The sequence below is a fragment of the Pseudomonas sp. BB438 genome, from assembly GCF_057180225.1.
The window spans coordinates 2,115,074-2,127,788 of sequence record NZ_CM170001.1 but is presented as its reverse complement, the minus strand read 5'-3'; the positions used below and the strand labels follow the sequence as shown (position 1 = coordinate 2,127,788).

11 protein-coding genes are annotated in these 12,715 nt (G+C 66.2%); 9 read left to right on the top strand and 2 right to left on the bottom strand.

The features are described 5' to 3' along the window. Positions 1–19 precede the first annotated feature (19 nt). The 6 genes from dapF (at position 20) to AC1ZV1_RS09940 (ending at position 6,818) form a co-directional block, all read left to right on the top strand. On the top strand, positions 20–856 hold the full coding sequence (gene dapF / locus AC1ZV1_RS09965; protein WP_484296565.1) for a diaminopimelate epimerase: 837 nt from the start codon (positions 20–22) through the stop codon (positions 854–856). 205 nt (positions 857–1,061) lie between these two features. Beyond that, positions 1,062–2,306 carry a serine/threonine transporter SstT gene (sstT, locus tag AC1ZV1_RS09960; protein ID WP_484296564.1) on the top strand — a complete coding sequence of 415 codons (1,245 nt, stop codon included), beginning with the start codon at positions 1,062–1,064 and terminating at the stop codon, positions 2,304–2,306. A gap of 87 nt (positions 2,307–2,393) precedes the next feature. Next, positions 2,394–3,245: an ion transporter gene (locus AC1ZV1_RS09955; protein ID WP_484296563.1), complete on the top strand. Its 852-nt coding sequence runs from the start codon at positions 2,394–2,396 to the stop codon at positions 3,243–3,245. 141 nt (positions 3,246–3,386) lie between these two features. Further along, the gene (locus AC1ZV1_RS09950; RefSeq protein ID WP_484296562.1) at positions 3,387–5,039 is read left to right on the top strand and encodes a mucoidy inhibitor MuiA family protein; all 1,653 of its coding nucleotides are present in this window, start codon (positions 3,387–3,389) and stop codon (positions 5,037–5,039) included. A 74-nt stretch (positions 5,040–5,113) separates the two neighbouring features. Continuing rightward, positions 5,114–5,737 (top strand): HD domain-containing protein, encoded by a 624-nt coding sequence (locus tag AC1ZV1_RS09945; RefSeq protein ID WP_484296561.1) that lies wholly within the window; start codon positions 5,114–5,116, stop codon positions 5,735–5,737. Between the two features lie 82 nt (positions 5,738–5,819). Continuing rightward, positions 5,820–6,818: a sulfate ABC transporter substrate-binding protein gene (locus tag AC1ZV1_RS09940; RefSeq protein ID WP_484296560.1), complete on the top strand. Its 999-nt coding sequence runs from the start codon at positions 5,820–5,822 to the stop codon at positions 6,816–6,818. A gap of 85 nt (positions 6,819–6,903) precedes the next feature. Here the strand turns inward: AC1ZV1_RS09940 and AC1ZV1_RS09935 are convergent, their stop codons facing one another. Both AC1ZV1_RS09935 and AC1ZV1_RS09930 read right to left on the bottom strand, forming a co-directional pair. After that, the gene (locus AC1ZV1_RS09935; protein WP_484296559.1) at positions 6,904–8,001 is read right to left on the bottom strand and encodes a DmpA family aminopeptidase; all 1,098 of its coding nucleotides are present in this window, start codon (positions 7,999–8,001) and stop codon (positions 6,904–6,906) included. A 27-nt stretch (positions 8,002–8,028) separates the two neighbouring features. After that, positions 8,029–9,393 (bottom strand): APC family permease, encoded by a 1,365-nt coding sequence (locus tag AC1ZV1_RS09930; RefSeq protein ID WP_192289098.1) that lies wholly within the window; start codon positions 9,391–9,393, stop codon positions 8,029–8,031. A 210-nt stretch (positions 9,394–9,603) separates the two neighbouring features. Here AC1ZV1_RS09930 and AC1ZV1_RS09925 point away from each other — a divergent pair, with 210 nt between their 5' ends. The 3 genes from AC1ZV1_RS09925 to AC1ZV1_RS09915 all read left to right on the top strand — a co-directional run bounded on the left by AC1ZV1_RS09925 (position 9,604) and on the right by AC1ZV1_RS09915 (position 12,692). Continuing rightward, a complete protein-coding gene (locus AC1ZV1_RS09925; protein WP_484297537.1) occupies positions 9,604–10,407 on the top strand; it encodes a helix-turn-helix transcriptional regulator in 804 nt (267 codons plus the stop codon). Positions 10,408–10,574: 167 nt separating this feature from the next. Then, on the top strand, positions 10,575–11,159 hold the full coding sequence (locus AC1ZV1_RS09920; protein ID WP_484296558.1) for an HD domain-containing protein: 585 nt from the start codon (positions 10,575–10,577) through the stop codon (positions 11,157–11,159). 141 nt (positions 11,160–11,300) lie between these two features. Then, complete coding sequence (locus AC1ZV1_RS09915; protein ID WP_484296557.1) at positions 11,301–12,692, top strand: adenylate/guanylate cyclase domain-containing protein; 1,392 nt, start codon at positions 11,301–11,303, stop codon at positions 12,690–12,692. The last annotated feature ends 23 nt before the right edge of the window (positions 12,693–12,715 follow it).

Genomic DNA, 12,715 nt, shown 5'->3' with positions numbered 1-12,715 from the left:
TCCGCGACGGACCGCTCCGATGAACTTCGTGAAATACCAGGCCCTGGGCAACGACTACCTCGTCTATGCCGGCGACGCCCCGTTCACCCTGACCGCCGCGCAGATCGGCCGCGTCTGCGACCGTCACCACGGCGTCGGCTCCGACGGCATCCTGCTGGCGAACCACAGCGATGCCGCCTTCGGCCTGCGCATCCTCAACCCCGACGGCTCCGAGGCAGAGAAAAGCGGAAACGGCCTGCGCATTTTTTCCCGCTACCTGTGGGACTGCGGCCTGGTCGCAGGGCGACCATTCGACATCGTCACCGCCGGCGGCACCGTCACCAGCCTGGTGTCCGACGAGGGCCGCAGCGTGGAGGTGTCCATGGGCCGCGCCGAGTTCGCCTGCGCGAAGATTCCACTGCTGATCGACGCCGCGGAGGCCCTGGACTACCCCCTGGAAATCGACGGTATAAAGCTGAAGATCAACGCCGTTTCCATGGGCAACCCGCACTGCGTGGTGTTCGTCGAACAGACCAGCCGCGAGCTGGCCTGCCAGCTTGGCCCACTGCTGGAACACCATCCGCTGTTCCCCCGGCGCACCAACGTGCAGTTCGTCCAGTGGCTGTCCCGCGACGCGCTGCGCGTGGAAATCTGGGAGCGCGGCGCCGGCTACACACTGTCATCGGGCACCAGCAGCTGCGCGGCCGCATCGGTGGCACGCCGGCTCGGGCTGTGCGACGAGCACATCGACCTGCACCTGGCCGGCGGCCTGCTGAACATCCGCGTCGCAGATGACTTCCAGGTGACCATGCGCGGCGCCGTGCAGCGGGTCGCCGGCATCGACCTGGACCCGGAAGCCTTCGCCGACCTCGGCTGAGCCCTGCCCTATTCCCAAGGCGACCGGCATGGATCAATGCTGCTCTGCACGCACACGTCCAGACTGCGACCTGACACCTGCCGAAGCAAAACCTGACCGATCAATCGACGGGTAACCGCGCATTCCCCGGCACCAGACGGCATAATCCGCGCCCTTGCGCACCCGGCCTGCCGGGGCGATCCCACTTCCAGCAGCGAAAGACGTCATGACGCTTCCAACTCCCACTCTCCTGCAGCGGCTCAAGCGCACCAGCCTGGTCCTGCGGATCTTCATCGGCATGCTCTGCGGCATCGCCCTCGCCGTGCTCTGGCCACAAGGCGCGGTGGCGGTCGGCCTGCTCGGCAAGCTGTTCATCTCCGCCCTGAAAGCCGTGGCGCCCGTACTCGTACTCGTGCTGGTGATGGCTTCCATCGCCAACCACAAGCAGGGCCAGCGCACCCACATCCGGCCGATCCTGCTGCTGTACCTGATCGGCACCTTCTCGGCAGCCGTGGTCGCAGTGATCGCCAGCTTCACCTTCCCCTCCACCCTGGTGCTGAGCGCGCCGACCAGCGAACTGACACCGCCTGGCGGCATTGGCGAGGTCATGCGCTCGCTGCTGTTCAGCGTCACCACCAACCCGGTGAAGGCGCTGCTGGAGGCGGACTTCATCGCCATCCTGGCCTGGGCCATCGGCCTGGGCATCGCCCTGCGCCACGCCCGCCAGACCACCCGCGACCTGCTCGACGACATGGCCAGCGGCGTAACCCTGATCGTCCGCGTGGTGATCGCCTTCGCGCCGCTGGGCATCTTTGGCCTGGTAGCCGGCACCATCGCCGAATCCGGCTTCGATGCGCTGATCGGCTACCTGCACCTGCTGGCCGTACTGCTGGGCTGCATGCTGTTCGTGGCGCTGGTGGTGAACCCGCTGATCGTCTTCACCAAGATCCGTCGCAACCCGTACCCGCTGGTCCTGCTATGCCTGCGGGAGAGCGGCATCACTGCCTTCTTCACCCGCAGCTCAGCAGCCAACATCCCGGTCAATCTGCAACTGTGCGAACGCCTGGGTCTGCACGAGGACACCTACTCGGTGTCGATCCCACTCGGTGCCACCATCAACATGGCTGGTGCGGCGATCACCATCAGCGTGCTGACCCTGGCGGCGGTGCACACCCTCGGCATCGCCGTGGACCTGCCCACCGCCATTCTGCTCAGCGTGGTCGCCTCGGTCTGCGCCTGCGGCGCCTCCGGCGTGGCCGGCGGCTCGCTACTGCTGATCCCGCTGGCCTGCGGCCTGTTCGGCATCTCCAGCGAAGTGGCGATGCAGGTGGTGGCGGTCGGCTTCATCATCGGCATCCTCCAGGATTCGGCCGAGACCGCGCTGAACTCCTCTACCGACGTGCTGTTCACCGCCGCGGCGTGCATCGCCGAAGGCGACGTGGATGAGCCGCAGGCGGGTGAACGCGCCTGACACGGTTTTCCCGGAGGTGAACCGGGGCGGCGCGTCCGCCCCGGTGCTTCTCGGCTAAGGTGTCTGAACCCCCTCGTGGATTCCCCCATGGCCGACTCCCGCACCTGGCGCCAGCGCCTTTACATCGTCATCTTCCAGTCCGACACCCTCGCCGGCCGGCGCTTCGACAGCGCGCTACTGGTGTTCATCCTCGCCAGCCTGCTGGTAGCCTTCCTCGACAGCGTCGCGCGCATCCACCAGCAGTTCGGCACCCTGCTCAGCGGCATCGAATGGTTCATCAGCGGCCTGTTCCTGATCGAGTACCTGTTGCGCCTGTACTGCTCGCCCAAGCCATTGCGCTACGCCCTGAGCTTCTACGGGCTGATCGACCTGCTGGCCGTGCTGCCCGGCGTCATCGCTCTGTTCTACCCTGATGCCCAGTACCTGCTGGTGGTCCGCGTGGTGCGCCTGCTGCGTATCTTCCGCATCCTCAAGCTGCGCCAGTACCTGCGCCAGGCCGACTTCCTGCTCACCGCGTTGCGCGGCAGCCGGCAGAAGATCACGGTGTTCTTCGTCTCGGTGATGAGCCTGGTAACGGTGTTCGGCTCGCTGATGTACGTGGTCGAAGGTCCCGAGCACGGTTTCACCAGCATCCCGCGCAGCATCTACTGGGCCATCGTCACACTCACCACCGTGGGCTTCGGCGACATCACACCGAAGACCCCGCTGGGTCAGGCCATCGCCAGCCTGGTGATGCTCACCGGCTACTCGATCATCGCCGTGCCCACCGGCATCTTCAGCGCCGAGTTGCACCACGCCATGCGCCAGGAGCACCCACCGGGCGCTCTGGACAAGCCCTGCCCGGCCTGCGCCAAGGCCAGCCACGAGGCCGCAGCGGCGTTCTGCTCGCGCTGCGGCAACCCGCTCTATCCGCGTACGGGCGACGCCGCGCAGCGCTGATCTGCGCGGGATAGCCGTTCGTCGGTCATCGTGACTCACGCTCAACCCGTTCCGCCCGCCCGCTTCGTCACACGTTGCATGGACGGACGCCATGGTGGCGCTCCGCAGTGCCGGCCGCCTTCCAGGCCGCGAGGTGAGCACATGCCCTTTCGATTCCACCCACTGATCCTCGCCATGGCCGGCGCGCTGGCCAGCCCCTCGCTGCTCGCCGCGCCGCAGGTGGTCGATAGCCGCATCAGCGCGGTCACGGTCTATACCGACCGCGCCATCGTCACCCGCACCGCCACCCTGCAGTTGCCCGCCGGCCAGCACGAGATCGCCCTGGAGCAATTGCCCCTGCGCATCGACGACAACAGCCTGCAGGCCTCGCTCAGCGCCAGCGCCGCCGCAACCCTGCTCGACGTCAGCAGCGCGCCGCAGGTCTCGCCCCCTTCCGAAGACAACCGCCTGCAACAGCTGGATGCGCAGCTGCGCGACATCGAGCGGCAGGAGCGCGAGATCAGCGACCGCGGCAGCGTGCTGGAGAACCAGAAGCAGTTCCTCGCCGACATCCAGGCCAGCAGCACCAAGCCGGGCAAGCACCAGGCACTGCCGAGCATCGACGAGCTGAAGAACCTGCTGCAGATGAGCGAGGGCAACCTGGGGCGCATCCTCGACGAGCAGCGCAAGCTCGACCAGCAGGGCGAAGAGCTGCATCAGCGCAAGCAGGAGCTGGAGAACCAGCGCAGCCACCTGGCCGGGGACGGCACCCACTACAAGCGCGCGATCCTGCGCGTGGCGCTGGAGAAGCCGGCACAAGTCCAGCTGCAGCTCAGCTACACGCTGTACGACGCCTCCTGGCGCCCGGCCTATGACGCCCGCCTGCGCGACGGCGAGGACAAGATCGAGATGACCTACCAGGGCATCGTCCGGCAGAGCAGCGGCGAGGACTGGGCCGACGTCGACCTCACCCTGTCCACAGCCCGCCCCAATCTGGGCAGCAACGTGCCGGCGCTCTCGCCGTGGTTCGTCGACACCTTCGACCCGCGCACGGTGATGGCTGCCAGGCCCGCTCCGGCGCCAGCTGCACCGATGATGGCGCTGGAGGCGAAGAAGGCCCAACGCTTCGCCGCCGACGAAATGGCCGCCGCCGGCTCGCTGGCGGAAATGCCGGTGGCCGTCGCCGATGTCAGCGCCACCACCAGCGCTTCCTTCCACATTCCAACCCGCGCCACACTGAACAGCGACGGCAGCTCGCAGAAGGTCTCCATTGCCCAGTTCAAGCTGCCGGCGACCTTCCGCTACCTCGCCACGCCGTCGCTGCGCGAAGCCGCCTACCTGCAGGCCGACACCCGCAACGCCAGTGACTATCCGCTGCTGCCCGGCACCCTCAACACCTACCTGGGTAACACCTTCGTCGCCAGCGGCCAGCTGCGCGCGGTGATGCCGGGCGAGACCTTCGAGCTGGCCCTGGGCGGCGACGAGGCGATGTCGATCAAGCGCAAGCTGGTCAACCGCTACACCGATTACACCGGCCTCACCGGCGGCCGCAAGCGCATCACCTATGAGTTCCGCATCGACGCGCAGAACAACCACAAGACCGAGCAGCGCCTGCAGTTCAAGGACCAGTTGCCGATCTCGCGCAACGAGCAGATCAAGGTCGCGCTGCTGGAACCCGAAGGCCAGGCAGCCGCCCGCGAGGACGACGGCAAGCTGCTGTGGGACTGGCAACTGAAGCCAGGCGAGAAACGCAGCACGACCTTCAAGTTCAGCGTCGAGTATCCGAAGGAGCTGGAAGTCAGCGGGCTGGAGTGACGCAGCAAGGGGCAGTCATCACCCGGCAGGCCTGCTAGGCTGCCGGGCAATTTTCCCCTCTTCGTGGAGCACCGATGCACGCACTCGATCCGCAACGCTGGGAATCGCTCTGGCGCCGGCTTGGCGGCAGCGCACCGCCAGGCAGCTTCGCCGAGCTGGAACGCCTGTATGGCGGCAGCGACCGGCACTACCACGGCACGCAGCACATCCTCGCGTGCCTGGCGCACCTCGACCGCCTTCACGACCTGGCCCACGAACCGGCACAGGTAGAGCTGGCGCTGTGGCTCCACGACGCGATCTACGACACCCACCGCCAGGACAACGAGGCTTCCAGCGCGGCACTCGCCCGCCAATGGCTCGCCGAGGCTGGCCTCAATCAGCAGGGTAATGTGCTGCAGGAATTGATCATGGCGACCTGTCACCAGGCCGGCGGGCTGGCCGGCGATGCCGCGCTGGTGGCGGATATCGACCTGTCGATCCTCGCCAGCGCCCCTTCCGTCTACGCCGAGTACCAGGCCGCCGTACGCCACGAATATGCCTGGGTACCGGAAGCGCTGTTCAATGCCGGGCGCGCCAGGGTACTGCGCCAGTTGCTCGAGCAACCACACCTCTACCAGCTCCCGTCACTGCGCCAGGAATGGGAAGTGCGGGCGCGGGAGAACCTCGACGGCGAACTGCAGGCCCTGAACGCCGTATAAGCAAATAGCCTTTAAGTATTTAAGTGCCATATAACCTGTCGGCATAATCGACACCCAACAACACTGCCAAAAGGAACTGCTCGTGAAACGTCTGTTCAGCGCCTCGCTGCTGGCCGCCGGCCTCGCCCTGGCCTCCACCGCCCAGGCCGCCCAGCCCCTGCTCAACGTCTCGTACGACGTGATGCGCGACTTCTACAAGGACTACAACGCCGCCTTCCAGAAACACTGGCAGGCCGAGAAAGGCGAGAAGATCACCATCCAGATGTCCCACGGCGGTTCCAGCAAACAGGCCCGCGCCGTGATCGACGGCCTGCCGGCCGACGTGATCACCATGAACCAGGCCACCGACATCGACGCCCTGGCCGACAACGGCGGCCTGGTGCCCAAGGACTGGGCAACCCGCCTGCCCAACGATAGCGCGCCTTTCACTTCCGCCACCGTGTTCATCGTGCGCAAGGGCAACCCCAAGGGCCTGAAGGACTGGAACGACCTGGTGAAACCGGGCGTGCAGGTCGTGGTGCCGAACCCGAAGACCTCGGGCAACGGCCGCTACACCTACCTGTCCGCCTGGGGCTACGCGCAGAAGCATGGCGCCGATGAAGCCAAGGCCAAGGAGTTCGTCGCCCAGCTGTTCAAGAACGTCCCGGTGCTGGATACCGGCGGCCGCGCTGCGACCACCACCTTCATGCAGAACCAGATCGGCGACGTGCTGGTGACCTTCGAGAACGAAGCCGAGATGATCGCCCGCGAGTTCGGCCGTGGCGGCTTCGAAGTGGTCTACCCGAGCGTTTCCGCCGAAGCCGAGCCGCCGGTGACAGTGGTCGACAAGGTCGTCGACAAGAAAGGTACCCGCTCCGAAGCCGAGGCTTACCTGAAGTACCTGTGGTCCGACGAAGGCCAGACCATCGCCGCGAACAACTACCTGCGCCCGCGCAACCCGGAAGTGCTGGCCAAGTTCTCCGACCGCTTCCCGAAAGTGGACTTCTTCTCCGTGGTGAAGACCTTCGGCGACTGGCGCACCGTGCAGAAGACCCACTTCGCCGACGGTGGCGTGTTCGACCAGATCTACACCCCGAACTGATTCAGCGGGACGGGAAAGACAAAAGCCGGAGCTGCCCAGCAGCTCCGGCTTTTTTCGTGGCACACCACCCTACAAATGCGTCACGTCACCCTTTCCAACCCACCTCGCGCAAAGCGGCCAGCAGGCGCTCCCCGCTCAACGCCGGCACCAGCACACCGTCGTCGGTGCGCATGTCCTTGCCGGCCAGCAGCACGTTGACGATGGCCTCCTCAACCGCCTCGGCGGCAGCGGCGAACAGCGGCGAGATGTGGTCGTTGTTGACCATCTCCAGCGCCGTGGCGAACGGCAGGCCTTTGCGTCCGTAGTCCGCCGGCGGCAAGTCGCGGTTGCCGGTGGCGAAGGCGAGGAAGATGTCGCCGCTGGAATCGTCAGTGCCGCCACCCGTGCGGGCGATACCCAGCGAGGCGCGCTGCGCCAGGCGCTGGCACTGGTGCGGCAGCAGCGGCGCGTCGGTGGCGAGGATCACCACGATGGAGCCCATGCCCGGCGTGCCCTGCTCGGCGAAGGGTGACGGCAGGTCGCCCAGTTGGCGGCCGACCGGATAACCATCCACCCGCAACTCACGGCGCTGGCCGTGGTTGGCCTGCACCAGCGCGCCCACGGTCCAGCCGCCCTGCTCCGCCGGCAGCTTGCGCGAAGCGGTACCGATGCCGCCCTTGAACTCGTGACAGATCATCCCTGTGCCGCCGCCCACCGGGCCTTCCCGCACCGGGCCGGGCTCGGCCGCCGCCAGCGCCTCGCGCACCTGCTCGGCGCCGACGTGCTGGCCCCAGATGTCGTTGAGCAGCCCGTCGTAGGTTTCCATCACTACCGGCATGCACCAGTAGACGGACGGATCTGCCAACTCGGCATGCTCGGCGGCGATCAGCGCATCGCGCACCGCGCCCACACTGTGGGTGTTGGTGATGGCGATGGGCGTGGTCAGCAGTCCTGCCTCGCGAATCCACTCCAGCCCCGTGGCGTCGCCGTTGCCATTGAGTACGTGGCAGCCGGCGAAGCAGGGTTGCTGCCGCGCCGCGCCAGCGCGTGGCTGGACCACCGTGACCCCGGTACGCACGGCGCGACCGCCGCGCTCGCCGAGCAGGGTACTGTGGCCGACACGGATGCCGGGGACGTCGGTGATGGCGTTGAACTCGCCGGGAGTGCCCAGGCCGAGGGTGATGCCGAGTTGACGAGCGCGCATGCTGTCTCCTTGGTTTTCGAGAAGGGTTCAGAGCTTCTGGAAGGCCGGGCTGAGCTTGCCGTAGGTGCTGTAGAGAATCACCGACACGGCCAGTATCCCGACAATGATCATGACGTCCCGCGAAGAGGCGTCCAGTAGCAGGTTGAGCAACAGGTAGCCGGCGCCGACCACCGCCAGCATCGCCGGCAGCGGCCACAGCGGCATGCGGTACGGGTGCTCGCGGTCGCGGCGCAGCACGCGGCTGAACAGCGCGCAGAGCGCCACCACCAGGTAGACCATCACCAGTAGCAGCACGGTGAACGAGGTCAGCTCTTCCAGGTTCGAACTGAAGCTCAGCGCCGCCGACGGCACGCCGAGGAACAGCGTGGCGATCCACGGCGACTCCCAGCGCGGGTGGATGCGGGTGAAGGCGCGGTTCATCAGGGGCGTCCACAGTTCGTCGCGGCCACTGCTGAAGATCACCCGGCCAACCTGGATGACGATGGCGACGATGGCATTGAACACCGAGAGGAAGATGCCGGCGCTGACCAGACGCGACAGTGTCGCGTTGCCATGGGCGGTGAGCAGGTAGCCGACCGGATCGGGACTGGCGATCATGTCCTTGAGCGAAGGCGCGCCCAGCAGCAGTGCGGTCAGCGGGACGATTTCGATCGCTACCACCAGCACCAGTGACCAGATCACCGCGCGGTGCACATTGCGCCCGCCGCACTTCATGTCCTCGGCCAGCAACACCGCGCCGCCGAAGCCGTTGTAGGAAAACAGCGCGGTACCCACGGCGCCGATCACCAGCGCCCAGGGCGCAGCGGCCAGTATCCCGCCGTCGATGTGCTGCGGCTGCACCAGCACGCTCACTGGCTGGCTGACGTGGCCGAAACCGAGCACCACGATCACCAGCAGTGCCGCCACTTCGCAGAGCAGGAACACGCCGGTGATCCAGGCGTTCACCCGAATGTTGAGGATGCCCAGCACGTAGCTGGCGGCGACGATCACCAGGGCGACCGTCTGGGTGTCGAAGTTGGTCCCCAGGGCGTTGTTGAGGTAGGTCGCCGCGCCCGTCGCCAGTACCGGCGGAATGAACAGCAGCGAGACCAGCACGGTGAGGAAGGTGGCATAGCCGGCGAGGCCGCCGAACACGCGCTTGGCGTAGACGTATTCGCCGCCGGCGGAGCTGTGGGCGCGACCGAGCTCGGCGTAGCACCAGGCGAACATCAGGGCCAGGAAGCCGGCGAAGACAAAGGCCAGGAAGGCGCCGCTGCCCGCTTGCTGGATGGCGAAGGGCGCGATGACGAAAACGGAACTGGCGGGGGTGACCGCCGAGACGGTGATGGCGACTACGTCAAGCACGCCCAGGCTGGGCTTGAGCGCGCTCGCTGGCGCAGGGGAAGCGCTCATATCGTTTTTCCTCGAGTTGTTATTGGGATTGAGGCAGGAACGAAGACCTTGTTGCGCCCTCTTGTTCGGGGCGTCAGGTGGGGCTGAGTCTGTGCGTGGCAGGCGGAGCGGCCAATCACCATTTGGGGTTACGCCCCCTTGACGGCGGACAGGTAAAAGGAGGAAACCGTGGGCCGAACCCACGCCGCCCCGTTCGGAGAAACACTGCCGATGCACACCCTGTTCCGCGAGGTGGGCATGCATGCCAACCTCGGCCGCGCCATCGAGCAGATCGGCCAGCCACGCTTCTGGAAGCAACTCATCCTGCTGCTGCACCAGTGGCTGCCGTTCGACAACGCCCTGGCGATGTTCTACCCGGCCAGCGGCATCCCGGTGGCGCTGGAGGAATACGACGCAGCGCCCACCGCTGGCCCGGCGGCCATGGCCATCTACCTTGACGGCCTGTTCCAGCTCGACCCGTTCTACCAGGCCTGCCGCGAAGGCGTGCCCAGCGGGCTGTACCGGCTGGAGGAAATCGCCCCGGACCAGTTCCGCCAGAGCGAGTACTTCCTCAGCTACTTCCACGACAACGTGCTGGAGGACGAGGTGCAGTTCATCCTCCAGTTGCCCGGCCAGGGCGTGTTGTCGTTGTCGCTGGGCATGCGCCGGCTGTTCGACGGCGAGCAGACCGGCCTGCTGGCGATGCTCTGCCCCTGGGTGCTGGCACTGATGCAGCAGCACTGGCAGCAGCGCAGCCAGCGCCTGCTCCCCGGCACCAGCGATGGCGTGGCGGTGCAGGTGCGCGACGCCCTGAGCCACTTCGGCGCGGGCGTGCTCTCCGAGCGCGAGCTGGAGATCGCCCGGCTGATCCTGCGGGGTTACTCCTCCAAGGCCATGGCCGAGCGCCTGGCGATCTCGCCGGAGACCATCAAGGTCCACCGCCGCCACCTGTACAACAAACTCGACATCTCCTCGCAACCGGAGCTCTTCTCGCTGTTCCTGCAGTCGCTGGGACACGATCCGGAGAACCCCTGAGCGCGCCTCACGCATCGGCCGCCATCGCTGCGGCTGATGCCATGCCATTCGCGCCCGCCAGGACACCCCGCTGGCGCTGCACGGACACTACCGCGTCCCCGCCAGGCTTCTAGACTGGTCCCGTGCCATCCAGACACGCCACGACAATCACAAGAGAGCACAGCCTGATGAACGCACGCGCCAACTTCACCCACATGGAAGACGGCAGCGCCGAGGACTGGGCGATCATCGCCAAGGACTTCGGCCAGTACGCCGCGCTTCTGCCCGACCGGATCATGACCCACCTGCGCCTGCTCGACGGCGACTTCGGCGGCTTTCCGGTCGACCGCCTGACCCACTCGCTGCAGACCGCCACCCTGGCCCATCGCGACGGCCGCGACGAGGAATACGTGGTCTGCGCCCTGCTCCACGACATCGGCGACACCCTCGGCTCGTTCAACCATGCCGACATCGCCGCGGCTATCCTCAAGCCCTTTGTCAGCGAAGAGAACCTGTGGATGATCGAGAAGCACGCGATCTTCCAGGGCTACTACTTCTTCCATCACCTGGGCCTGGACCGGCACCTGCGCGAGCAGTTCAAGGAGCACCCGCAGTTCGAGCAGACCATCGAATTCTGCGCGCGCTACGACGCCGCCGCCTTCGATCCGAACGGCGAAGTGCTGCCCCTGGCGTTCTTCGAACCCATGCTGCGCCGGGTCTTCGCCCAGCCCCGCCGCTCGATCTACCAGAAGCCCGACGGCACGATGGCTTGACGGTCCCGAGGCGACCGGCGGTCCGCGACGAAGAGTGGCGAACCGCCGCTGGCCCGGGGGCTGCGCATGGAATAAGATTCCTCCCAAATTCAGACGCGCAATCGGCCAAGAGCCTACGCGCACCAGGGAAGTTTCTTGCGCATGAAGCCTAACGTTCTTGAGCGATCCAGCACTCCGCTCACCCCCGCCCCTCTGCGCGAATACCATTCCCGCGTGCTGGCTTATATTGCCGTCGCCGCGACCATCACCGCCGGCACCTTCGCCAAGTACTTCGGCTACGAGATCCTCTGGATGATCCCGTACGCCCTGCTTTATCCGCACCTTGCGCAACAGATCAGCCGCCGCTTCAAGCGCGACAACCCGCAGCGTACCCGCCTGGTGCTGCTGTTCATCGATGCCCTGCACGCCGGCATCGCCACCACGCTGCTGGGCTTCTCCGAGGTACCCAGCCTGATGCTGGTACTGATCCTCGCCTTCTCCGCGCTGATCATCGGCGGCCTGCGCTCCCTGGGCCTGGCGCTACTGGTCGCACTGAGCGCCGCAGTCCTCAGCGCCGCGCTGATCGCCCCGGCGTACAAGGGCCAGACGCCAAGCATCGTCGCCCTGGTCAGCGTGCTGTTCTCCACCCTGTACATCTGCATCACCGCATTCTTCGTGCACCAGCAGGGCCTGCGCCTGGCCCAGGCCCGTTCGGACATCACCCTCGAGCAGGAAAAGGCCGCGCGCCTGGCCAGCAATCTGGCCAAGTACCTCTCGCCACAGGTGTGGGAATCGATCTTCAGCGGCAAGCGCACGGTGCGACTGGAAACCCAGCGCAAGAAGCTCACGGTGTTCTTCTCCGACATCAAGGGCTTCACCGAACTGTCCGAGGAACTCGAAGCCGAGGCCCTCACCGACATGCTCAACAACTACCTCAACGAGATGTCGAAGATTGCCCTGAAATACGGCGGCACCATCGACAAGTTCGTCGGCGACTGCGTGATGGTGTTCTTCGGCGACCCGGCCACCCAGGGCGCGAAAAAGGACGCCGTGGCCGCCGTGTCCATGGCCGTGGCCATGCGCAAGCACATGAAGGTCATGCGCCAGCAGTGGCGCGCTCAGGGCATCACCAAGCCGCTGGAAGTGCGCATGGGCCTGAACACCGGCTACTGCACCGTGGGCAACTTTGGCGCCGACACGCGCATGGACTACACCATCATCGGCCGCGAAGTGAACCTCGCCAGCCGCCTGGAAAGCGCTGCCGAAGCCGGCGAGATCCTCATCAGCCACGAGACCTACTCGCTGGTGAAGGACGTGCTGATGTGCCGCGACAAGGGCCAGATCGCCGTGAAGGGCTTCAGCAAGCCGGTGCAGATCTACCAGGTGGTCGACTTCCGCCGCGACCTGGGCTCGAACCCCAGCTTCGTCGAGCACGAGGTGCCAGGCTTCTCCATGTACCTGGACACCAACAACGTGCAGAACTACGACAAGGAGCGGGTCATCCAGGCGCTGCAGCAGGCGGCGGAGAAGCTCAAGGACAAGATCATTCTCTGAGTGATCGTGCGGCTCCGGGTTCA

Coding starts and splice junctions, on each gene's coding strand:
- dapF (WP_484296565.1), top strand. CDS start 20: ATGAACTTCGTGAAATACCAGGCCCTGGGCAACGACTACCTCGTCTAT.
- sstT (WP_484296564.1), top strand. CDS start 1,062: ATGACGCTTCCAACTCCCACTCTCCTGCAGCGGCTCAAGCGCACCAGC.
- AC1ZV1_RS09955 (WP_484296563.1), top strand. CDS start 2,394: ATGGCCGACTCCCGCACCTGGCGCCAGCGCCTTTACATCGTCATCTTC.
- AC1ZV1_RS09950 (WP_484296562.1), top strand. CDS start 3,387: ATGCCCTTTCGATTCCACCCACTGATCCTCGCCATGGCCGGCGCGCTG.
- AC1ZV1_RS09945 (WP_484296561.1), top strand. CDS start 5,114: ATGCACGCACTCGATCCGCAACGCTGGGAATCGCTCTGGCGCCGGCTT.
- AC1ZV1_RS09935 (WP_484296559.1), bottom strand. CDS start 8,001: ATGCGCGCTCGTCAACTCGGCATCACCCTCGGCCTGGGCACTCCCGGC.
- AC1ZV1_RS09930 (WP_192289098.1), bottom strand. CDS start 9,393: ATGAGCGCTTCCCCTGCGCCAGCGAGCGCGCTCAAGCCCAGCCTGGGC.
- AC1ZV1_RS09925 (WP_484297537.1), top strand. CDS start 9,604: ATGCACACCCTGTTCCGCGAGGTGGGCATGCATGCCAACCTCGGCCGC.
- AC1ZV1_RS09920 (WP_484296558.1), top strand. CDS start 10,575: ATGAACGCACGCGCCAACTTCACCCACATGGAAGACGGCAGCGCCGAG.
- AC1ZV1_RS09915 (WP_484296557.1), top strand. CDS start 11,301: ATGAAGCCTAACGTTCTTGAGCGATCCAGCACTCCGCTCACCCCCGCC.